Raw genomic sequence first — 19,684 nt, forward strand, 5'->3', positions numbered from 1 at the left:
CCCCGTGCGGGCCGTCACGTCCCTGGGCGCGGCGGCCCGGACACGTCCAGAAAGGTACGAGCCGTGAGAGCACGCTCCCCCGGAAACCGCCGGGCCCGCACGGCGGCACCGGCCGCCCTCGCCCTGGCCCTGGCGCTGACCACCGCCGGCTGCTACCGCGGCGCCGGTGACACCGGCAACGACGGCAGCGACACGATCAACGTCCTGATGGTCAACAACCCGCAGATGGTCGACCTCCAGCGGCTGACCGCCCGGCACTTCACCGCCGAGACCGGCATCAAGGTGCACTTCACGCTGCTGCCGGAGGACGATCTGCGCGACAAGATGAGCCAGGACTTCTCCAGCCAGGCCGGACAGTACGACGTCGCCAGCCTCAGCAACTACGAGACGCCGATCTACGCCCGCAACGGCTGGCTGACCCCGCTGGGCGAACGCGCCGCAAAGGACCCGGAGTTCGACCAGCAGGACATCCTGGCACCGGTCCGCTCCTCGCTGACCGCGGCGGACGGGAAGATCTACGCCGAGCCGTTCTACGGCGAGTCGTCGTTCCTGATGTACCGCAAGGACGTCCTCGCCGACGCGGGCCTGACCATGCCCGGCCGTCCGACATGGCGCCAGGTCGCCGCACTGGCCGCGAAGCTGGACGGCTCCCGTAAGGGCATGAAGGGCATCTGCCTGCGCGGCCAGCCCGGTTGGGGGCAGCTGGCCGCGCCGCTGACCACCGTCGTCAACACCTTCGGCGGCACCTGGTTCGACAAGGACTGGAAACCGCGCGTCGACTCCCCCGAGTTCACCCGGGCCACGCAGTTCTACGTCGACCTGGTCCGTGAGCACGGCGAGGCGGGCGCCCCGCAGGCGGGCTACACCGAGTGCCTCAACGACATGCAGCAGGGCAAGGTCGCCATGTGGTACGACGCGACGGCGGGCGCCGGGTCGCTGGAGAGCGACGGCTCCAAGGTCGCCGGGAAGATCGGCTACGTACCGGCGCCGGTCGAGAAGACGAAGAGCGCGGGCTGGCTCTACACCTGGGCCTGGGGCGTGCAGAAGGCGAGCCGTCATCAGGACGCCGCCTGGAAGTTCGTCTCCTGGGCGTCCGGCAAGGGCTACGAGCGGCTGGCGGGCAAGGAGTTGGGCTGGTCGCGGGCGCCGGGCGGCAAACGCGCCTCGCTCTACCGCGACCCCGAGTACCGCAGGGAGTCGGGCGCGTTCGCCGCCGCGACGGAGGAGGCGATCCGCACCGCGCGGCCCGATGATCCAGGGGTGCAGCCGCGTCCGGCGCCCGGTATCCAGTTCGTCGGCATACCCGAGTTCTCCGACCTGGGCACCAAGGTGTCCCAGGAGATCAGCTCCGCTGTCGCGGGCAAGCAGAGCGTGGCCGCGGCCCTCGCCGAGAGCCGGCGGCTCGCCCAGGAGGTGTCCGATGCCTACACCGACCGCTGAGACCCTGCGGAGCGGCGCCGCGTCCGGTGGCGCGGCGCCCGTACGGGGCGCGGCCGCCCGGCGGGCGAAGGAGTGGGCGCGGCGCGCGCCGTTGCTGCCCGCGCTGGTGTTCCTGATCATCGTGACCCAATTGCCGTTCGTGGCCACGGTGGTGCTCTCCTTCACCCGCTGGAACGCGCTCGCCCCGGACCGCCGCGGCTTCGCCGCCCTCGACAACTACGCCGCGGTCGTCACCGACCCGGCGCTGCGCGCCTCGGTCGCCACGACGGTGCTGCTGACGGTGACGGTGGTCCTGGTCAGCCTGGTGCTGGGGCTGGGGCTGGCGCTGCTGCTGGACCGGAAGTTCTTCGGCCGGGGCCTCGTGCGCACGCTGCTGATCACGCCGTTCCTCGTCGTCCCGGTGGCCGCCGCGCTGCTGTGGAAGCACGCGCTGTACAACGCGTCGTACGGGCTGTTCAACGGCGTATTGACCGCGGTGTGGCGGCTGTTCGGCAGTGACGGCGCACCGCAGCCGGACTGGATGACGTCGTCGCCGCTGGCCGCCGTCGAGACGGCGCTGATCTGGCAGTGGACGCCGTTCATGATGCTGATCCTGCTGGCCGGGCTCCAGTCCCGTCCGGCCGACGCGATCGAGGCGGCGCGGATGGACGGCGCCGGGGCGTTCGCGATCTTCCGGTATCTGACGTTGCCGCATCTGCGCCGCTACCTGGAACTGGCGGCGCTGCTGGGCACGGTGTACGTGGTGCAGAACTTCGACGCGGTGTTCACGATCACCTCGGGCGGCCTGGGCACCGCCAATCTGCCGTACACCCTCTACCAGACCTTCTACCAGGCCCATGACTACGGCCGGGCGTCCGCGCAGGGGGTGGTGGTCGTGCTGTGCTCGCTGCTGGTGGCGACCTTCGCGCTGCGCACCGTGTCGTCCCTGCTCCACGAGGAGATCACCCGATGACCCCGACCACCGTGCCCGCCTCCCTGCGGCGGCGGCGCCGCGCCAACGGTCTGCTGGGGCTGGCGGCCTGGCTCTCGGGGATCGCGTTCTTCCTGCCGGTCGCCTGGATGGTGCTGACGTCGCTCCACAGCGAGCAGGACGCGGCGGCCAATCCGCCGTCGCTCACCGCCCCGCTGACGCTCCACGGCTACCGCGAGTTCTTCGGCGCGGGCGGCGGGCTCGGCCCCTGGCCGCCGCTGGTCAACTCGCTCACCGCGTCGGTCCTCTCCACCCTGCTGGTGCTGCTGCTCGCCGTCCCGGCGGCGTACGCGCTGTCGATCCGGCCGGTGCGCAAGTGGAGCGACGTCCTGTTCTTCTTCCTGTCGACGAAGATGCTGCCACTGGTGGCCGGGCTGCTGCCGGTCTACCTCGTCGCGCAGAACACCGGGCTGCTGGACGACATCTGGCTGCTGGTCGTCCTCTACACCTCGATGAACCTGCCGATCGCGGTGTGGATGATGCGGTCGTTCCTCGCGGAGGTGCCGGTCGAGATGCTGGAGGCGGCGTCACTGGACGGCGCGGGGCTGGCCACCACGCTGCTGCGGATCGTCGGCCCGGTCGCGCTGCCCGGTATCGCCGCCACCGCGCTGATCTCCTTCATCTTCAGCTGGAACGAACTGCTCTTCGCGCGGGTGCTGACCGGTGTGGTGGCGGGCACCTCGCCGGTGTTCCTGACCGGCTTCGTCACCAGCCAGGGCCTCTTCCTGGCCAAGGTCTGCGCGGCGGCCACGGTGATCTCGCTGCCGGTGCTGGCCGCCGGTTTCGCCGCCCAGGACAAGCTGGTGCAGGGGCTGTCCCTGGGGGCGGTGAAGTAACGGCCACGTCCCCCGCGCCGGGCGGTCAGGTGCGCGGGGTCAGGCCCGTGGCGTGGGCGATGAGCAGGGCGACGTCGTCGTGGTCGTGCGGATGGCGCAGCGCGGCCAGCAGGTGGTCGCACAGCTCCTCCAAGTCGTCGTGCGGGACGGCGAGCAGGTCGACGAGGTGGCCCAGGCGGCGGTCGATCGGGGTGTCGCGGGTCTCCACCAGCCCGTCGGTGTAGAGCACCAGACGGTCGCCGGGGTGCAGCGGGACGGCGGTCTGCTCGAAGGGGACGCCGCCGACGCCGAGCGGTGCGCCGGTCGGCAGGTGGGCGAGGGCGGGGCGCGGCCCGGGGCGGACGACGACGGGCGGCAGATGCCCGGCGCTCGCCATCCGGCACTCCCCGGCGTGCGGGTCGTAGACGGCGTAGATGCAGGTGGCGAAGGCGGGATCGAGTCCGGCGGCGGCGTGGTCGAGGTGGCGCAGCACCTCGGCGGGCTCCAGGTCGAGGTCGGCGAGGGCGCGGGTGGTGGTGCGCAACTGCCCCATGGTGGCCGCCGCGTTGATGCCGCTGCCCATGACGTCGCCGATGACGAGCGCGGTCTTGTCACCGGCGACCGCGAGGGCGTCGAACCAGTCGCCGCCGATCTCCACGGCGGCGCGGGCCGGCTGGTAGCGGTGGGCGATGGCCATCCCGGCGGGCTGCGCGGGCGCCTCGCTCATCAGATGGCGCTGGAGGGTCAGCGCGGTGCGGCGCTCGCTCTGGTACGAGCGGGCGTTGTCGATGCAGACGGCGGCGCGGGCAGCGAGTTCGACGGCGAGCACCACATCGTCCTCGTCGAACGGCGCGTCGTTGCGGACGCGGTAGAGCGACACCGCGCCGAGGACGTCGCCGCGGGCGATCAGCGGGACGCCGAGGTAGGAGCGGAGCCCGGCGCGCGCCAGGGCCGCGGCGCCGTCCTCGTCGGCGGCGATCCGCGGCAGGTCGGCGGGGCGTACGCGGGCGAGGAGCACCGGGCGGCCGGTGGTCACACATTGGGTGATGACGCGCTCGGTGTCGTAGGCGGCGAGCTGTCCGGTCGGGTCGAGCGCCTGCTCGGCGTCGGTGGGCCGGGCGCTGGCGACGGCGAGCGCCCGGAAGCGTACGGGGCCGTCCGGGACGGGCGGGAGGGGGCGGCGGCCCTCCAGGACGCTGTCGAGGACGTCGACGGCGGCGAGGTCGGCCAGCTCCGGTACGACGACGTCGGCGAGTTCGCGGGCGGTGCGGTCCACGTCGAGGGTGGTGCCGACGGTGGCGGAGGCGTCGGCGATGACGGCGAGGCGGCGGCGGGCGCGGGCCGCCTCGGTGGCGGCGCGGTGGTGGTCGGTGACGTCCAGCACCGAGGAGGCCACGCCCAGCACCTGGCCGCCGGGGTCCTCCAGGCGGTAGTGGGAGACCGACCAGGCGTGCTCCGTGCTGGGGTCGTCGGGCGGGCAGCCGACGGTGACCTGGTCGAGGCGCGGGGTGCCGGTGGCGAGGACCTTGCGCATGCTGGTCATCAGCATGCCGGTGTCCAGGAAGCTGAGGCAGGCGTCGGGGCGCAGCCCGAGCTGGGTGCCCGCGGGCTGGCCGTTGAGGCGTTCCAGCGCCGGGTTGACCATGACGTACCGCAGGTCGGTGTCGAGGACGGCGAGGCCGATCGGGGACTGGGCGACGAGCCGGACGGACAGCGCCAGGTCGCGTTCGACGCGGTGTAGCAGTTGGCGGTCGCAGGCCATGCCGAGGGCGTAGACGCGGCCCTCGGTGTCGGTGAGCCGCATGTTGCGGAATTCGACGGGGCGGGTGGTGCCGTCCTTGTGCCGGACCGGGAAGGAGCCGGCCCAGGTGGTGCCGTCGGCCATGACCTGGGAGAACAGCTGGAGGACCAGTTCGGTGTGCTCGGGCGCTACCAGCAGCTGGGCGGCCGGGCGGCCCAGCGCCTCCGCGGCGCTCCAGCCGAACAGGGCCTCGGCCTGGGGGCTCCACAGCGCGATCCGGCCGCGCGCGTCGAGCATCACCGCGGCCACGCCCAGCGCGTCGAGAAGGCCGCCCGCTTCCCCCGGTGCCGCCCCGGCGGGGCCCATGTCGCCGGGGAACGCGTCGGTCGCCCCCATCCAGGCACTCCTTCCGCCGGGCGCGGGCGGCGCCCGGGGGCACCGTCCGTTTTCCGCCGTGCTGCGCTGCGCACCATCATCCCTCGCGAACGCCGAGTCGGCCATGGCCGGGCGGTGGGGCGGCGGCACGACGGGGGTCCGGGGCACCGCGCGGGTCGTCCGGCGGGCGCTTCGGGGCCGGTGCGGGGGCGGTGCGGGGGCGGTACGGGGCCGGTGCCGCAAATGTCCGAATCTCGACCCTCCGATTGGAGGTGGGATTCAGGAGCCGCTAAACTCCTTTAGTTGCCTTTAGCAACTGATTCACGTCGCCCGTCCGCGCGCCCCGTCGCCGGTCCCAGGAGGGTCCCCATGCCCGCAGCCGCCCCGCCGTTCCGTACGCACGTGGACGAGAACCTCGACGTCCTCGCCGCCCACTCGGACCGCGAGATACTGATCCACCAGGGCCGCCGAATCACCGGCGGCGAGCTGCGCGACCTCGTCCACCGCCTCGCCCGCGCCCTGCGCGCCCGGGGCGTTTCCCGCGGCGACACCGTCACCCTGCTCAGCGGCAACATCCCCGAGGTCATCGCCGCCCGCTACGCCGCGGGCCTCCTCGGTTGCCGCATCAACCACCTCTACAACAAGCTCTCCGTCGCCGCGCAGGCCGCGATCGTGCGCGATGTGGAGACCCGGGCGCTGATCGTCGACCCGCGGCAGGCCGAACGCGCCGCCGAGCTGGCGGAGTTGGCGCCGGGTCCGGATGTGCTGATGCTCGGCCCCGCCAAGACCGGCAGCGATCTGCTGGAGCTGGCCGCCGCGCAGAGTGCCGAGCCGGTGGCGAGCGACGCCCGCCCCGACGACATCTGCCTCATCCGCCACACCGGCGGCACCACGGGCCACCCGAAGGGCATCTGCAGCACCTTCGCCCAGGGGCCGTGGAGCCGCGGCAAGATGTTCGGCGACGCCGCGCCCCGCCAGCTCGTCTGCACCACCCTCGCGCACGCCGCGGGCCTGCTGGCCGACGGCGTCCTGCACACCGGCGGCACCGTCGTCCTGCACGACGACTTCGACCCGGGCGAGGTCCTCGCCACCATCGAGCGCGAGCGGATCACCCACCTCTTCATCCTGCCGCCGCTGCTGTACGAGCTGATCGACCACCCCGCCGCGGCGACCACCGACACCGGCAGCCTGCGGTATCTGACGTACGGCGGCTGCCAGGCGTCGCCCGCCCGCCTCGCGGACGCCGTCGAGCGGTTCGGCCCGGTGCTGATGCAGGTCTACGGCCAGAACGAGGCCGGCGGCATCAGCATCCTCACCCCCGAGGACCACGACCCGGCGCGCCCCGAGCGGCTCCGCTCGGCCGGAAAGGTCATCCCCGGCGTCGAGGTCGCCGTCCGCGACGAGGCCGGAAACGACCTCCCGGCGGGCGAGACCGGCGAACTGTGCGCGCGGTCCGACATGACCATACAGGGCTACTGGAAGCAGCCGGAGCTGACCGCCGAGGTCATGCGGGACGGCTGGGTGCGCACCGGCGACATCGGCTTCATCGACGCCGACGGCTACGTCACCATCGTCGACCGCATCAAGGACATGATCGTCGTGGCCGGCGGCCATGTGTACACCACCGAGCTGGAGGACCTGCTCAACACCCACCCGCAGGTCCGCCAGAGCGCGGTCTTCGGCGTCCGCGACAGCGACCGGATGGAGCGGGTGCACGCCGCCGTCGTCCGGGCGCCCGGCGGCGACGTCGACGAGGCGCAGCTGCGCGCCCTGGTCCGCGACACCCGCGGCGCGATGTACGAACCGGCCCGCATCACCTTCCTGGACGCGCTGCCGCTGACCGACGCGGGCAAGCCCGACAAGAAGCTGCTACGGGCGGCAGCCAAGGAGGAGGCGGGGCGCTGACCTCGCCGGGGGAATCGGTCACGCGATCGGCTGAGCGCGGGGCGCGTCCACGTTTCGCGTGCGGTGGGCCGGGGTGATCTGTGAATCGATCGCATCCACCGCACTCTCGCGAGGAGTATTCATGCGCATGCGCGCCGTCCTCTCAGCCACCGCTCTCGCCGCCACCCTCATCCTGGGCGGCGCCGGTTCCGCCATGGCCGGTGGCGGGAAGGACCACCACTCCGCCCACTCCAGCGGCGACGCCAGGTTCGGCGCCTGCGGCCTCCGCGCCGCCATCATCGAGGGCAACCCGATCTTCGACGAGGGCTGCTTCGGCGGCAGCCTGAGGTGGAAGGACGAGTGGAAGTAACCCGGCCTCCCGCCCCCTGAGCGGGACCGGCACGACACCGGCCGCCACCCCCGTGGGTGGCGGCCGGTTCCCGTGTGCGGCGGCGGGCGCCACCCCGGTGGGCGACACGCTGGGCCGAAGGGGCCACCTCCGCATAGGACATTGCGGGCAATAATCCGTCGTCATGATCCTCTCGACATCGTCATGGACGGGGTGACATGGCCCCTGGACGCCGTACACCGCAGCTGCGACGGGGCCGGAGCGCCGCCCGCGGCAACGCCGTCAACGACCGTCTGCTCCGCATCCTGCTGCGCCGCCGCAAGCACGCCCTGAGCGCCGCGGACGTCACCGTCACCGACCGCCCCCAGGTCCGCCGCGCGGTCTCCGCCGCCGCGCTCGGCAACACGATGGAATGGTTCGACTTCGGCGTCTACGCCTATCTCGCCGGGACGCTGGGCAAGGTGTTCTTCCCCGCCAGCTCCCCCGGTGCGCAGGTGGTCTCCACGTTCGCCACGTTCGCCGCCGCCTTCCTCGTCCGGCCGCTGGGCGGGCTGGTCTTCGGGCCGCTCGGCGACCGCATCGGCCGTAAACGCGTCCTCGCCGCGACCATGATCATGATGGCGATCAGCACCTTCGCGGTGGGTTTCCTGCCCACCTACGCGGCCATCGGCTTCGCCGCGCCGCTCCTGCTGCTGGTCTGCCGCCTCGTCCAGGGGTTCTCCACGGGCGGCGAGTACGCGGGCGCCACGACCTACATCGCCGAGTACGCGCCCGACAGGCGGCGCGGCTTCCTCGGCAGCTGGCTCGACTTCGGCACCTTCGTCGGCTACTCGCTCGGCTCCGGGCTGGTCACCGTGCTCACCGCGGTCCTCGGCGACGACGGGATGACCGGCTGGGGCTGGCGGCTGCCGTTCCTGGTGGCCGGGCCGCTCGGGCTGATCGGCCTGTACATGCGGCTGCACCTGGAGGAGACGCCCGCGTTCGAGCGGGAGGCGGCGGCGGCGCGCGAGGAGGCCGAGAAGATCCGCAGCGCGGGCGGCGACGACCCCGTCGAGGTGGCCCGGCAGTCCGGCCACGGCCGTCTGAAGGAGATCTTCACCCGCCACTGGCAGGCGGTCCTCATCTGCATGGGGCTGGTGCTGCTCTACAACGTCACCAACTACATGGTCACGTCGTATCTGCCGACCTTCATGAGCGAGACGCTGCATCAGGACGCCCTCACCGCGCAGCTGCTGGTGCTCGGCACGATGATCGTGGTGGTGCTGACGATCACCACCGTCGGCCGCACCTCGGACCGCTGGGGCCGGCGGCCCGTCTTCATGGCGGGCAGCATCGCCCTGATCCTGCTGGCGGCGCCCGCAGTGCTGCTGATCCGCGCCGGGGGCATCGCGCTGCCCGCCTTCGGCTGTCTGATCCTGGGCCTGCTGCTGGTCTGCTTCGCCGGGACCTCGGCCGCCACGCTGCCCGCGCTGTTCCCGACCCGGCTGCGGTACGGCGCCTTGTCGATCGCCTTCAACATCTCCGTGTCGCTCTTCGGCGGGACGACCCCGCTGTTCGCCTCCGCCCTGGTCCAGGCGACCGGCGACACGATGGTCCCGGCGTACTACCTGATGGTGGCCGGCCTCATCGGCCTGGTGGCGACGTTCTTCCTGCGCGAGACGGCGGGCAAGCCGCTGCGCGGCTCCGGCCCGATGGTCGAAACGAAGGAACAGGCCCGGCAGCTCGTCGCCCGCAGCCGCACCCAGGCCGGGCGCCGCGCCCGCGACCTCTGGATCCGGCTGCGGCACCCCTGGGCGCGCTGACGCACGGCGGTGCCCCGCCCTCCGTCACGGGGGTGGCGGGGCACGGATGCGGGGCGCGGGTCAGGAACCGTCGCGTCTCAGGAGTCATCGCGATTCTTCAGGGAGTCCTTCATCCCCTTCGCCTTCTCCTTGGCTCCGCCCATCGCCTTCTTGACGTCCCCCTTGGCCTGGTCGGTTCGGCCCTCGGCGGCCATCCGGTCGTCGCCCGTGGCCTTCCCTGCGGCCTCCTTGGCCTTGCCCTTCACCTTGTCCGCCGCACCTTTGTCACGCATGGCGCACTCCTTGTCCCGATAGCGGGGTCACGACATCACCACCGTCCCGCAGGTGCGGACGCGTCGCACCCGGAGACCGCCGCGCCTCGCTCAGTGCGCCGTCCAGCCCCCGTCCAGCGACAGCGACGCGCCCGTGAGAACGCCGCCCCGGCGAGCAGAGGTACGCCACCATCTCGGCGACCTCCGCCGGTTCCACCAGCCGTTTCCTCGCGGACCGCACCAGCAGCACCTCCTTGAGCACCCGCTCCGCGGGGATGCCGTGCGCCTCGGCCTGGTCGGCGATCTGCCCCCTCGACGAGCGGGGTGCGGACATAGCCGGGATTGATGCAGTGGGAGGTGACGCCGTGCGGGGCGGGCCCACGGGCCCCGTAGGGCTCGCGCCGCCCCTGCCGTCCCCGGTGGCGCTCACCCGGACGGCCGCCCCGGATCGCCGTACCGCGCCGGGGCTCCTACCGTCCGAAGGTGCAGTACGCCACCGACACCAGGGGGTACGACCATGCGCCGACTGCTCGCCGTGCCGACCGTGCTGCTCGCCCTCGCCGCCGCGGCGTGCTCCGGCGGCGAGCGGTCCGCGGACACCGCGGCCGCATCCCCCACCCGAGCGCCGGGCCGGACGCCGGCGCCGTCCGGCAGCGCGCCGACCTTCCCGGGGCAGCCGGTGGAGTGCGGCGAGATCCGCGACGCGCTCGGCACCGCGCACGACGTGGCCCTCTACGCGGACCCGGGCGCCGACGGCACGGTGGGCTGCGGCGAGGCCCATGACGTGATGGCCGTGTTCTTCCGTCACGCCCCGGACGGCGGGGGCACCGCCGGTTCCCTCACCGTCCGCGGCTGGCTCTGCCGCTACGAGGGCGGTCCGACCGGCACCTGGGTCAGCAGCTGCCGCAAGGACCGCCTGGAGATGCACACCGAGGAGCCCGACGGCCCGCCGTCCGACGAACCCGGCTCGTCCCCGCCCGACTCGTCCGACTCCCCCGACGAGTCCCATCTCCCGCCACTGCCGGACGAGTCGAGCACGCCGGTGGACAACCCGTCCGCCGAGGAGCTGTGAGCCGGGGGCGCCCTGCCCGTTCGCCCCCGCACGGCGTTCCCGAAGGGCATCCGGCAAAACATCACCGCTGCCCTCGTCCCCACCCTTCCGTACCTGGCCCCGGGGGCCGCGGCCACGTAAGGTCCGGTCCGCCTTGTGCCACCTCACCGGATCGGAGTCTTCGTGCACGCCTGGGAACAGCATCGGCCCGCTGCCGCACGGGCACAGGCCCCTGCGCAGCAGCGAGCGGTGCGACGGCCTGCGGGCGGCAGGGCGCCGGACGTCGCCTTTCTGCAACGGACGGCGGGGAACGCCGCGGTGGCACGCATGCTCGGGCAGCGCACGACGGTGCAGCGGGCCGCGGGGGCGAAGGACGGCGGAGCCCAGGGGTTCGAGAAGGTCTCCGCGGGCGGGCACCTCGCGCTCCGCGGCCGCCAGGAGGCGTATGCGTCGGCGGAGATGTTCGCCGAGGCCAACGCCCGGCTGGCGGGGCTGGACCGGGTGGCGATCACGCTGCGGCGTGGAACGCCCGTGGAAGTCGCCGGGCAGCAGCTCTACCGCGTGCTGCCCGTGTACAAGACCGCGGCCCACGCGGACGCCGTCGGGTCGGCGGAGCACGAACCGGTGCACGGGGACGACGACGCGCAGCGCGACCGGAAACGCGCCGCGTACCAGCGGTCCCTGGGGCGGCGGCCACCGGAGTTCGAACAGCTCAACGCCCTCGCGCTACGCGTCAACAAGCTGCTCGACAGCCGGAAGGAGCCCGACAACAGGTCCGTCAACGGCGCGCGCGAGGAGGCCATGACGCTGGCCCTCAAGACGGTGGGCGGCGGCTGGATGGGCGAAAACCTCCCGTACCCGGAGCGGTTCGGACGCGAGGGGCTGGAGGACGTGAAGACCTTTCTGCCGAAGCTGGCGGCCGCGTACGCCGAGCGCATCGCCGCCGCAACGGACCAGGAGACGCGGGCCGACGAGTTGCTGATCACGCTGCCCAACGACTGCCAGGCCGCGGCCCAGCGCCTCATCGGCCGCCCCGAGAACGGCCTCGGCCACCGCCGCGAGCGGCCGGAGGTGGGCGAGAACCACTACATCGACCTCAACGGCGCGGCGCCGGACGGATGGCAGAACCACTTCGCCGCCGTCATCATGCGCGACGGCCCCCACTCCCTCACCTACGAGGCCGCCGCCAACCGCGCTGCCGTGCTCCAACAGGGCAAATCCCTTGGCTCTTTCGCCCTGTACGGCGCCGCACACGCCGAGGACTCCTTCGACACGGTCATCGGCGCCCAGAACCAGGAGTACGCGGCAGGGTCCGCCGGCCGCGCCTGACCGCCTACGGAACGCATCCCGACGCCCGCCGGTTCGGCGCCGTGCTGGCGGCCGGGGCCCTCTCCGCCACCGGGGCGTTCGCCGGATACACGTACCTCGTGACGTTCCTGGGCGAGGTGAGCGGGTTCTCCCCGAGCACGGTCAGCGCCCTGCTCGCGGCCTTCGGCGTGGCGTGTCCGGTCGGGGTGAGCGTCACCGGAGCACTGTTGGACCCCGACGCCTCCTACGACAACACCGACACCCCGCCCTTCCCCTCGAACCACGCCTCCCCGTCCTCCGCCGCCCGGCGAATGCGGGTCAGCGCGAACCCCTCCAGATCCGGGAGCGCGTCCAGGGCGAACCACGCCACATCCAGCGACTCGTCATCGTTGACGCGTGCCTCGCCGCCGACCGCCCGGCAGCGCAGCGTGATGTCCATGAACTGGCAGACATCGCCGTTCGGATAGGTCAGCGGCGCCAGTGCCTCGACGAGGACGACGCGTTCGGGGACGACGCGGACCGCCGTCTCCTCGAAGACCTCGCGGACCGCGACCTCGGCCGGCTGCTCGCCGGGCTCGGCGATGCCGCCGATCACCGACCAGCCGCCGGTGTCCGCACGGCGGCCCAGCAGCACCCGGCCGTCGTCGTCGAAGACCACGGCGGTCACCCCGGGCAGCCACAGCAGCTGATGGCCGAGGGTGGAGCGCAGGTCACGGATGAAGTCAGGGGTTGCCATGTCTGCACTGTAGAGGAACGGGCGAGATGCCCAGGGGGCGTCTTTTCGATCTCCGTGGATCAGCCACGGTCCCACGAAGATCGGAAAGACACCCCCTAAGGACCCTTAGGGAACCCTAAGGGTCCCTAAGGACCCCTAAGGGGTGGCCGTACGGGCCGGGATACGGCTTCGGATGCAGCGGGCGGCGCCCTCGGCGTCATCGACGGTGACCGTGAACGTCCGGCCGTCACGGAGGGTGAGGACCACCGCCTCGCCACGGCGCACCACGATGGCCATGCCCTGCTCGGGACGCCAGCGGTAGCCCCAGCCGCCCCAGTGGCGCGGCGTGACCCAGGGGGCCGTCTCGACGTCGACGACGCCGGAGAGCGGGATACGGCGGCGCGGCACCCCGATGTGTCCGCAGCGCACCTCCATGGACTCGCGGTCCACCCGGACCTCGACATGGACGAAGGCGAGCGTGCCGAAGAGGACCAGCAGACCGGCCGCGACGCAGCCGACCACGGCCATCACCAGCGGCACCACCGAGGACGTCCACCGGCTGGCGACGGCCAGCTGGACGCCCAGCGCCAGGCAGGCCACGCCGATCGCGGCCAGCAGCCACTGGATGCGGTTGGTGGCACTGCCGTGCCACACCTCGGGGATCTGCGCGTGCGCACCGGAGAGGTGGGCGTCGTCGCCGGATCCGGAGGGGTGGGGGTGCGCGTCGGGGGCGGCTGCCCCGTCGTGGGGGTGGTCCCTCATGCCACGCAGCGTACGCGCCTTCCCGCCCGGGAGCAGCGTGTCACCCGCCACGTCAGCGGGTCCCGACGGCGGCTCCCCGGAGCGGTGCGGTCAGCCGCGCCCGGCCGCCGCAGCGGCGCCGGGGGCCAGCAGCCGGCCCTCGGCGTACGCCAGGGCGAGGAGAGGCAGCGCGCCGGGGCGGCCGCTCTCGATCATGTACAGGCCGCCGGTCGGCGCGGCGTCCGGCGCGGGCTCGGCGCCGATCCGCCGCAGCGCCTGGGCGGCGACCGCGTCGGCCGAGCCGTACAGCGCGAGGGCGGGCGCGGCGGGCTGCTGGAGGGCGTCGCGGATGGCGTCGGCGACCAGCTCGTAGTGGGTGCAGCCGAGGACGACGGCACGGATGTCACGCGGGGTGCGGGCGGCGGCCGCCGCGACCGCGTCGGCAATGGCACGCTCGTCGGCCGCCTCGACGGCGTCGGCGAGACCAGGGCAGGGCACGCCGGTGACGTCCACGCCCGCGGCGAACCGCTCGATCAGCCCGCGCTGGTACGGACTGCCGGTGGTGGCCGGGGTCGCCCAGATGGCGACCGGGCCGCCGGAAGCCGCGGCAGGCTTGACCGCCGGGACGGTGCCGATGACCGGGATACCGGGCTCCAGCTCGGCGCGGAGCGCCGGGAGGGCGTGCACGGAGGCGGTGTTGCAGGCGACGATCAGCGCGTCCGGACGGTGCGCCGCGGCGGCGCGGGCGCAGGCCAGCGCGTGCGCGGTGACATCGTCGGGGGTACGCGGCCCCCAGGGCATGCCGTCGGGGTCGGTGGAGAGGACGAGATCGGCGTCCGGCCGGAGCCGGCGTACCGCGGCGGCGGCGGGAAGCAGGCCGGTACCGGAGTCCATCAGCGCGATCTTCACCCGGGCACCCTACTCGGCGGGTGCCCGACTTGTCATACCGGACCGGGCGCTCCGGGCGGGCGCGCCGCCGCCCCGCCGGGCGTCGGAACATCCCGCCACCGCACCCGCCGTACGGCAGACTGCGGCCGTGGGAGCGGTGGAGTGGATCGGTGCCGGGTCGCTGGCGGCCTGGGTGTGGCTGCTGCTGGGGCAGGGCTTCTTCTGGCGGACGGACGTCCGGATGCCCGCGCGCACGGAGCCGGAGCGGTGGCCTTCGGTGGCCGTGGTGGTACCGGCCCGCGACGAGGCGGCGGTGCTGCCGGTCAGCCTGCCGTCGTTGCTGGCGCAGAAGTACCCGGGCCGGGCCGAGATCTTCCTCGTCGACGACGGCAGCACGGACGGCACCGGCGCGCTGGCCCGCGCGCTCGCCGCCGAGCGAGGCGGACTGCCCCTGACCGTCGCCTCCCCGGGTGCGATGGAGCCCGGGTGGACCGGCAAGCTCTGGGCCGTACGCCAGGGGATCGCGCTGGCGCGGGGGCGGACGGACGCGGAGTATCTGCTGCTGACGGACGCCGACATCGCCCATGAGCCGGACAGTCTGCGGGAGTTGGTGGCGGCGGCGCGGTCGGCGCGGCTGGATCTGGTGTCGCAGATGGCGCGGCTGCGGGTGGCCACGTTCTGGGAGCGGCTGATCGTCCCGGCGTTCGTGTACTTCTTCGCGCAGCTCTACCCGTTCCGGTGGGTGAACCGGCCGGGCGCCCGGACCGCGGCGGCGGCCGGTGGCTGCGTCCTGCTGCGCGCGGACGCGGCCGAACGGGCGGGTGTCCCGGAGTCCATCCGGCACGCGCTGATCGACGATGTGACGCTGGCCCGGGCGGTCAAGGCGTCCGGCGGGCGGATCTGGCTGGGGCTGGCGGAGCGGGTGGACAGCGTGCGGCCGTACCCGCGGCTGGCCGAGCTGTGGCAGATGGTCGCCCGCAGCGCCTACGCCCAGCTGCGCCACCAGCCACTGCTGCTGCTCGGGACGGTGCTGGGGCTCGCGCTGGTGTACCTGGCGCCGCCCGCGACGCTGCTGGCGGGCGCGGCGGCGGGCAGCGCCGTGGCGGCGGGGTGCGGGGGCGCGGCGTGGGCGGTGATGTGCGGGACGTTCCTGCCGATGGTGCGGTACTACCGGCAGCCGTGGTGGACGGCGCCGCTGCTCCCGTTCACCGCGCTGCTGTACCTGCTGATGACGGTGGACTCGGCGCTACGGCACCACCGGGGCCGCGGGGCGGCGTGGAAGGGCCGGACGTACGGCGCGCCGTGAGGGCCACGCCGCCGGTCATTTCCTGGCGGGCGACCAGGTCAGGCCCCAGCCGTAGGCGTGGTCGACGGTGCGCTGCGGGCTGACGCCGGGTTCCGGGACGAGGTAGCGGGCCTCGCGGTGGACGACGAGTTCGCTGCCGGTGTGGGTGATCAGGGCGAGGGCGCAGACCGTCGCGGGCACGGTGCAGGCGTCGAGGGTGAACTCCACGGGCGCGCCGTGCTGCGGCTGGAGGGTGACGGACGCGTGCAGCCCCTCGAAGCTGCGGGCACCGGCGTAGACGGTGACGAAGAGCAGGATGCGGCGGATGTGGCTCTGGTGGTCGAGGTTGATGGTGAGGTTCTCGCCGGTCGCCACGGCGCCGGTGCGGTCGTCGCCGTCGAGCTGGAGGTAGGGCGGGGCGTGCAGCGCGCCGAAGCTGTTGCCCAGCGGGTGGATCACTCCGGCACTGCCGTCGGTGAGTTCGTAGAGGGCGCACAGATCGAGATCGAGGTCGCCGCCCGGCGGCAGCAGCGCGCCGCGCGCCCCGAGCGCCTCCATGGCCTTGCGGCCGAGCTTCTTGCCGAACCGCTTGGCCGCCCCGGCGCCGGTCCAGTTGAGGTTGACCCGCATCGCGCCGCCGGTGCCGCCCTGCTTGGTGAGCGATACGGACGGTGCCTCCTTCGTCAGGGTGACCTTGGTGAGACTGACGGGAGCGGCGGGGGCTGGAGGCGCCGTCGGCGGGGGCGGGCCGACCGGAGCGGCAGGCGCGGGCGCCGCACCCGGGTACGGACCCCCCGGCGCGGGGCCCGCGGGCGCCGGGGCCGCGGGGGTTGCCATCGGGGCCGTCGCCTCCGGCTCCGGCTCCGGCTCGACGCTGATGCCGAAGTCGGCGGCGAGGCCCGCGAGCCCGGTGGCGTACCCCTGGCCCACGGCGCGGAACTTCCACCCGCCCTGGCGGCGGTACAGCTCACCGAGGACGTAGGCGGTCTCGGCGGTGGCGTCCTCGCTGTCGAAGCGGGCCAGTTCGGCGCCGCCCGCCGCGTCCAGCACCCGGATGTGCAGGCCGGGTACCTGCCCGAAGGTGCCGCCGTCGGCGGAGGCCGCGAGCACCACCGTGTCCACCGCGTCGTCGACGGCCTTGAGGTCGACGGCGAGGGTGTCGGTCCGCGCGTCTCCGGAGCTGTTCCTGCCCTCGTACCGGACGGCGCCGGACGCGTGGACCGGCTGGTTGTAGAAGAGGAAATCGCCGTCGTCGCGCACCCGTCCGGAGACCAGGAGGAGGGCGGAGGCGTCCACGTCCGGCGCCCCGGGGGCGGCCCGCCAGCCCAGTTCGACCCGCACAGCCCCCGCCGCCACCGGAACGTTCCCGCCCTTGAGCATCGCCATCTCGGCACCCTTCTCGCGCTTCCCGCATCCCGCAGACCCCACAGGACGCTCCCACCCCGCCGAACGCCCCGTCAGCCACAGCCGTTCCCCACCTACTTGGCCGGAACGCGGTGTGAACGTCCCCTGTTCACTTGCGAGAAGCGCGGTCTTTACGCATTTTCTACGGGTGATCTCGACCGGTTTTCGCCATTTCATCCCCATTACGGGCGGGAGGTCGCCACCGCCCCATGAAACAACCCGCTTTCCAGGCTCCCCAATCGGCACATCGTGGGCTTAACTTAAGAGGTATGACCTCCCCCCGCTCTACCTACGGCGGCGGCTACTACGCTTCGCCGTCCTTCCCGGACACCCCCATCTACGACAGTCTCGTCGCCGAGCGCGGGACGCCGCAGATCGCCCCGATCCGGGTCAACCCGGCGCCGTACGACACCGGCTCGTCGTACCTTCCGGCGCTCCCGGCGGCGCTCCCCGCCGCCCCTTCGCATCCGTCGCCCGGGCAGGGCCACCCCGGTGTCGCGGCCCCGGTCGCCCCGCTCCAGTACACGCCCGCGCCGTACATCCCGCAGCAGGCGGTCACCCGCGGCCACCCGGCCGCCCCGCAGCCGCCGCGCCCGCCCATGGGCACCGGCTACGAGGCGATGCGCCCGGCCGCCCCCGTGGCCCCCGCCCCGCAGCGCGGCCCGGCGCCGTACGACGACCCGTACGGCCGCTCGTACCAGCCCCGGGGCTACTGACCGGGAGCGGGGGGCACGGGACCGGCCTCCCGGGTCGACTGTCGGTGGTGGCTGGCAGGATGGGGACATGCCCGAGCCAGCACTGCGTGACATTCATCTGTACCCGGTCAAGTCCCTTGCGGGGGCCGGTCCCGCCGAAGCGGTCGTGGAACCCTGGGGGCTCGCCGGGGACCGGCGCTGGATGCTGGTCGATGCCGAGCGCCGGTTGGTGACCCAGCGGCCGCACCCGAAACTGGCGCTGGCCGCCGCCGACGGCCTGCCGGGCGGCGGGGTCCGACTCACCGCGCCCGGGATGGAGCCGCTGACCGTCGAGGTGCCCGAGCCCGGCAGGACGGTCACGGTCGGGATCTGGCGGGACGAGGTCGAAGCGGTACCGGCCGGCTCCGCCGCGTCCGCATGGTTCAGCCGGTATCTGGGGACGCCGGTGGAGCTGGCGCACCTCGACACACCGGCCGAGCGGCGGCCCGTCGATCCGCGGTACTCCCGGCCGGGCGACACCGTCTCCTTCGCCGACGGCTATCCGCTGCTGCTCACCACCATCGCGTCCCTGGACGCCCTCAACTCCCTCATCGCCCAGGGCGATCACGCCGACGAGGGCCCGCTGCCGATGGACCGCTTCCGTCCCAACGCGGTCGTCGACGGCACCACCCCGTGGGCCGAGGACACCTGGCGCACGGTGCGGATCGGCACCGTGGTCTTCGACGTCGCGAAGCCCAGCAGCCGGTGCGTCGTCACCACCACCGACCAGCGCACCGCCGAGCGGGGCAAAGAGCCGCTGCGCACCCTGGCGCGCCACCACCGCATCTCCGAACGCCCGGTCTTCGGCCAGAACCTCATCCCGCGGAACACCGGCACGATCTGTGTCGGCGACCCCTTCGAGATACTCGGCTGACGCCCCGGGCCGGGCGGCGCGCGGACGTCTCGCCGTACGGGCGCCCACCGGGGCGTACGGCCGGCGGTCTCGCGGCGCTCCGGGGCGGAGGTCAGGAGGCGGTGCGCGCCCGCGCATACCACGGCCCCCGGCGCCCGGGCGGGCCTCGGGGATGAGCCGGGACGCCGGTCAGAGTGGGCGGAAGTCGCGCACAAACGGTGCCGGATGGGGTATTCAAGGAGTCGGAGAGGGGGCCCGGTGAAGCGAGTGAAGCCCAGTCTGTGTGCGCGGTGGCGCAATCCGCTGCGCCGCCGTACCGACCGCGTCGAGTCCCTGCTGACCGTGCTCACCGTGCTGCTGATCGGCCTGGGAGCACCGGTGGCGGGGGCGAAGGCGGGCGGCGCGGTGCACGACGCGTTGCTGGCGACGGTGCGCGCCCAGGCCGCCCACCGCCATCTGGTGTGGGCCACCGTCGACCGTCTGGCCACCCGCACTCCGATGGACCCAGACCCGGAGACGTCCTCGCGGCACGACTCCCATCTACGGGTCATCGCCCGGTGGACGGCGTGGGACGGCAGCCCGCGCACGGGACGGATAGGCGCGCCCCGGCCCGTCGAGCCGGGCGACCGCTTCCGGGTCTGGACCGACGACCGTGGTCTGGTCATCCCCCGCCCCATGGACGAGTCCACCGCCGCCACCCACGCGACGCTGGCGGGCCTCGGGGTCGCCGCCTGCGCCGGGGGGCTGGTCGAGGGCGCCCGTCGGCTGGCCGTACGGCAGCTGATGGTGCGCCGTTACCGCCGCTGGGACGAGGCATGGGCGCGCGCGGGTCAGACCTGGGGCCGCGCGGACGCCGGAAACTGACCGCGTTCCGGGCCCCGCGGCGCACGGCTCGGACGCCTGCGCCGGGCCTGTGCGTCCGTGCGTCCCCACGTCCGGCCCACGCTGTCCGACCACGTCAACTACCGCCCGCCGGGCGCGCTACGGTGGTGCAGCCAGCCACTCGGCTGGGGCCCGGGCACCCGTATGCGGACATCAGCGGACGGAACCTGCCGGGCCGTCAACAGCCGCACGAGGT

General features: G+C 73.5%; 18 protein-coding genes and 1 pseudogene. 12 read left to right on the forward strand and 7 right to left on the reverse strand.

Features of this window, described 5'->3' with window-relative positions:
- Positions 1 to 63 precede the first annotated feature (63 nt).
- Genes ACFWWQ_RS15565 through ACFWWQ_RS15575 form a run of 3 tightly spaced genes read left to right on the forward strand, consistent with a single transcriptional unit; the run spans position 64 to position 3,246 of the window.
- Positions 64 to 1,440: an ABC transporter substrate-binding protein gene (locus ACFWWQ_RS15565; RefSeq protein ID WP_384596076.1), complete on the forward strand. Its 1,377-nt coding sequence runs from the start codon at positions 64 to 66 to the stop codon at positions 1,438 to 1,440.
- Positions 1,421 to 2,392 (forward strand): carbohydrate ABC transporter permease, encoded by a 972-nt coding sequence (locus ACFWWQ_RS15570; protein WP_384596079.1) that lies wholly within the window; start codon positions 1,421 to 1,423, stop codon positions 2,390 to 2,392. Before ACFWWQ_RS15565 ends, ACFWWQ_RS15570 begins: the two co-directional genes overlap by 20 nt.
- A complete protein-coding gene (locus ACFWWQ_RS15575; protein WP_384596083.1) occupies positions 2,389 to 3,246 on the forward strand; it encodes a carbohydrate ABC transporter permease in 858 nt (285 codons plus the stop codon). Before ACFWWQ_RS15570 ends, ACFWWQ_RS15575 begins: the two co-directional genes overlap by 4 nt.
- A gap of 25 nt (positions 3,247 to 3,271) precedes the next feature.
- On the opposite strand, the gene ACFWWQ_RS15580 is transcribed toward ACFWWQ_RS15575, so the two are convergent.
- On the reverse strand, positions 3,272 to 5,362 hold the full coding sequence (locus ACFWWQ_RS15580; protein WP_384596086.1) for a SpoIIE family protein phosphatase: 2,091 nt from the start codon (positions 5,360 to 5,362) through the stop codon (positions 3,272 to 3,274).
- Positions 5,363 to 5,710: 348 nt separating this feature from the next.
- Here ACFWWQ_RS15580 and ACFWWQ_RS15585 point away from each other — a divergent pair, with 348 nt between their 5' ends.
- The 3 genes from ACFWWQ_RS15585 to proP all read left to right on the forward strand — a co-directional run bounded on the left by ACFWWQ_RS15585 (position 5,711) and on the right by proP (position 9,376).
- A complete protein-coding gene (locus tag ACFWWQ_RS15585; protein WP_384596089.1) occupies positions 5,711 to 7,246 on the forward strand; it encodes an AMP-binding protein in 1,536 nt (511 codons plus the stop codon).
- Positions 7,247 to 7,367: 121 nt separating this feature from the next.
- Positions 7,368 to 7,595: a hypothetical protein gene (locus tag ACFWWQ_RS15590; RefSeq protein ID WP_384596092.1), complete on the forward strand. Its 228-nt coding sequence runs from the start codon at positions 7,368 to 7,370 to the stop codon at positions 7,593 to 7,595.
- A gap of 197 nt (positions 7,596 to 7,792) precedes the next feature.
- On the forward strand, positions 7,793 to 9,376 hold the full coding sequence (gene proP / locus ACFWWQ_RS15595) for a glycine betaine/L-proline transporter ProP (RefSeq protein ID WP_384596095.1): 1,584 nt from the start codon (positions 7,793 to 7,795) through the stop codon (positions 9,374 to 9,376).
- A gap of 77 nt (positions 9,377 to 9,453) precedes the next feature.
- On the opposite strand, the gene ACFWWQ_RS15600 is transcribed toward proP, so the two are convergent.
- Entirely contained in the window at positions 9,454 to 9,648 is a 195-nt protein-coding gene (locus ACFWWQ_RS15600; RefSeq protein ID WP_384596098.1) for a CsbD family protein, read from the reverse strand.
- Between the two features lie 90 nt (positions 9,649 to 9,738).
- Positions 9,739 to 10,001: pseudogene (locus ACFWWQ_RS15605) on the reverse strand (SDR family oxidoreductase); the annotation flags it as partial.
- 143 nt (positions 10,002 to 10,144) lie between these two features.
- Here ACFWWQ_RS15605 and ACFWWQ_RS15610 point away from each other — a divergent pair.
- A complete protein-coding gene (locus ACFWWQ_RS15610) occupies positions 10,145 to 10,699 on the forward strand; it encodes a hypothetical protein (RefSeq protein WP_384596101.1) in 555 nt (184 codons plus the stop codon).
- A 297-nt stretch (positions 10,700 to 10,996) separates the two neighbouring features.
- Positions 10,997 to 12,007, forward strand: a complete 1,011-nt coding sequence (locus ACFWWQ_RS15615; protein ID WP_384596104.1) for a hypothetical protein — start codon at positions 10,997 to 10,999, stop codon at positions 12,005 to 12,007.
- A 223-nt stretch (positions 12,008 to 12,230) separates the two neighbouring features.
- Here ACFWWQ_RS15615 and ACFWWQ_RS15620 read toward each other — a convergent pair whose 3' ends face one another.
- The 3 genes from ACFWWQ_RS15620 to ACFWWQ_RS15630 all read right to left on the reverse strand — a co-directional run bounded on the left by ACFWWQ_RS15620 (position 12,231) and on the right by ACFWWQ_RS15630 (position 14,351).
- The gene (locus ACFWWQ_RS15620) at positions 12,231 to 12,722 is read right to left on the reverse strand and encodes an NUDIX domain-containing protein (protein WP_384596107.1); all 492 of its coding nucleotides are present in this window, start codon (positions 12,720 to 12,722) and stop codon (positions 12,231 to 12,233) included.
- A 135-nt stretch (positions 12,723 to 12,857) separates the two neighbouring features.
- Positions 12,858 to 13,463, reverse strand: coding sequence for a hypothetical protein (locus ACFWWQ_RS15625; protein WP_384596110.1), 606 nt, complete (start codon positions 13,461 to 13,463; stop codon positions 12,858 to 12,860).
- Between the two features lie 90 nt (positions 13,464 to 13,553).
- A complete protein-coding gene (locus ACFWWQ_RS15630) occupies positions 13,554 to 14,351 on the reverse strand; it encodes a glutamate racemase (protein WP_384596113.1) in 798 nt (265 codons plus the stop codon).
- 136 nt (positions 14,352 to 14,487) lie between these two features.
- Here ACFWWQ_RS15630 and ACFWWQ_RS15635 point away from each other — a divergent pair, with 136 nt between their 5' ends.
- Positions 14,488 to 15,636 carry a glycosyltransferase gene (locus tag ACFWWQ_RS15635; RefSeq protein ID WP_384596267.1) on the forward strand — a complete coding sequence of 383 codons (1,149 nt, stop codon included), beginning with the start codon at positions 14,488 to 14,490 and terminating at the stop codon, positions 15,634 to 15,636.
- Between the two features lie 15 nt (positions 15,637 to 15,651).
- Here the strand turns inward: ACFWWQ_RS15635 and ACFWWQ_RS15640 are convergent, their stop codons facing one another.
- Entirely contained in the window at positions 15,652 to 17,001 is a 1,350-nt protein-coding gene (locus ACFWWQ_RS15640) for a TerD family protein (RefSeq protein ID WP_384596116.1), read from the reverse strand.
- Between the two features lie 287 nt (positions 17,002 to 17,288).
- Here ACFWWQ_RS15640 and ACFWWQ_RS15645 point away from each other — a divergent pair, with 287 nt between their 5' ends.
- The 3 genes from ACFWWQ_RS15645 to ACFWWQ_RS15655 all read left to right on the forward strand — a co-directional run bounded on the left by ACFWWQ_RS15645 (position 17,289) and on the right by ACFWWQ_RS15655 (position 19,470).
- On the forward strand, positions 17,289 to 17,735 hold the full coding sequence (locus tag ACFWWQ_RS15645; RefSeq protein WP_384596119.1) for a DUF6643 family protein: 447 nt from the start codon (positions 17,289 to 17,291) through the stop codon (positions 17,733 to 17,735).
- Positions 17,736 to 17,802: 67 nt separating this feature from the next.
- The gene (locus ACFWWQ_RS15650) at positions 17,803 to 18,627 is read left to right on the forward strand and encodes an MOSC domain-containing protein (RefSeq protein WP_384596122.1); all 825 of its coding nucleotides are present in this window, start codon (positions 17,803 to 17,805) and stop codon (positions 18,625 to 18,627) included.
- A gap of 246 nt (positions 18,628 to 18,873) precedes the next feature.
- On the forward strand, positions 18,874 to 19,470 hold the full coding sequence (locus tag ACFWWQ_RS15655) for a hypothetical protein (RefSeq protein ID WP_384596125.1): 597 nt from the start codon (positions 18,874 to 18,876) through the stop codon (positions 19,468 to 19,470).
- Positions 19,471 to 19,684 lie beyond the last annotated feature (214 nt).

Source organism: Streptomyces sp. NPDC059080, assembly GCF_042739975.1.
GTDB lineage: Bacteria > Actinomycetota > Actinomycetes > Streptomycetales > Streptomycetaceae > Streptomyces > Streptomyces benahoarensis.

What these genes read in the sequence shown, in the direction of transcription:
- ACFWWQ_RS15640 (WP_384596116.1), bottom strand. Translation starts at nt 17,001, where the DNA reads ATGGCGATGCTCAAGGGCGGGAACGTTCCGGTGGCGGCGGGGGCTGTG.
- ACFWWQ_RS15585 (WP_384596089.1), top strand. Translation starts at nt 5,711, where the DNA reads ATGCCCGCAGCCGCCCCGCCGTTCCGTACGCACGTGGACGAGAACCTC.
- ACFWWQ_RS15625 (WP_384596110.1), bottom strand. Translation starts at nt 13,463, where the DNA reads ATGAGGGACCACCCCCACGACGGGGCAGCCGCCCCCGACGCGCACCCC.
- ACFWWQ_RS15610 (WP_384596101.1), top strand. Translation starts at nt 10,145, where the DNA reads ATGCGCCGACTGCTCGCCGTGCCGACCGTGCTGCTCGCCCTCGCCGCC.
- ACFWWQ_RS15600 (WP_384596098.1), bottom strand. Translation starts at nt 9,648, where the DNA reads ATGCGTGACAAAGGTGCGGCGGACAAGGTGAAGGGCAAGGCCAAGGAG.
- ACFWWQ_RS15620 (WP_384596107.1), bottom strand. Translation starts at nt 12,722, where the DNA reads ATGGCAACCCCTGACTTCATCCGTGACCTGCGCTCCACCCTCGGCCAT.
- ACFWWQ_RS15580 (WP_384596086.1), bottom strand. Translation starts at nt 5,362, where the DNA reads ATGGGGGCGACCGACGCGTTCCCCGGCGACATGGGCCCCGCCGGGGCG.
- ACFWWQ_RS15575 (WP_384596083.1), top strand. Translation starts at nt 2,389, where the DNA reads ATGACCCCGACCACCGTGCCCGCCTCCCTGCGGCGGCGGCGCCGCGCC.
- proP (WP_384596095.1), top strand. Translation starts at nt 7,793, where the DNA reads ATGGCCCCTGGACGCCGTACACCGCAGCTGCGACGGGGCCGGAGCGCC.
- ACFWWQ_RS15650 (WP_384596122.1), top strand. Translation starts at nt 17,803, where the DNA reads ATGCCCGAGCCAGCACTGCGTGACATTCATCTGTACCCGGTCAAGTCC.
- ACFWWQ_RS15590 (WP_384596092.1), top strand. Translation starts at nt 7,368, where the DNA reads ATGCGCATGCGCGCCGTCCTCTCAGCCACCGCTCTCGCCGCCACCCTC.
- ACFWWQ_RS15645 (WP_384596119.1), top strand. Translation starts at nt 17,289, where the DNA reads ATGACCTCCCCCCGCTCTACCTACGGCGGCGGCTACTACGCTTCGCCG.
- ACFWWQ_RS15570 (WP_384596079.1), top strand. Translation starts at nt 1,421, where the DNA reads ATGCCTACACCGACCGCTGAGACCCTGCGGAGCGGCGCCGCGTCCGGT.